The 686-nt window shown below is 63.6% G+C and carries 1 pseudogene; it reads left to right on the forward strand.

Annotated features, from left to right (window positions below):
- Window positions 1-686 (forward strand): annotated as a pseudogene (locus tag DID99_RS36815) (DDE-type integrase/transposase/recombinase); the annotation flags it as partial.

Consider the following 686-nt stretch of genomic DNA (forward strand, 5'->3'; position numbering starts at 1 on the left):
GCTGGCTGAGAGCGTTGGTCAGCATGAGGCCGCTCGCAGGCTGGGCGTGCCGGTGGCGACGCTGGGGAACTGGTGCCGTGATCAACGCGATGGCAGTGCGCAGGCCGCAACGGGACTGGTGCCGAGTGCGCCGAGCTCAAGTCGTCGCCCGGTCAGCGACCTGGAAGCCGAGAACGGTCGTCTGCGTAAGGAGTTGGCCAGCGCAAAGCTGGATATCGAAATTCTTCGAAAGGCGACGGCGTACTTCGCGAAGGGGTCGCGGTGAGGTACGCCTGGATTGACACACATCGCGACCAGTACAGCGTCAGCCGGCTTTGCCGGGTTCTGGGTGTGTCGCGCAGCGGCTATTGTCAGTGGCGCGGCCGGGAGCCAAGTCGGCGGGCACTGGCCAATGCCATGCTGGACGCTGAGGTCGCCGCCATTCATCGTGCCAGCCGCGGTAGCTACGGCCCGTGGGTTGGTCGATGTCCGAGCGAATCAATGCGGATCTGGTCTGCCAGGCGTTGCGCAGCGCTTGCTGGCAACGCAAGCGGCCACCGGGATTGCTGCTGCACTCTGATCGCGGCCCAATATGTCAGTCGCGTGTACCGGAAACTGACCGCCGCGTTCAAGATCAACGTCTCAATGAGCCGTCGTGCCAACGCCTGGGACAACGCGCCGATGGAGAGCTTCTTCAAAACATTGAA

The organism is Burkholderia sp. Bp8986 (assembly GCF_003854225.1).
Classification (GTDB): domain Bacteria; phylum Pseudomonadota; class Gammaproteobacteria; order Burkholderiales; family Burkholderiaceae; genus Burkholderia.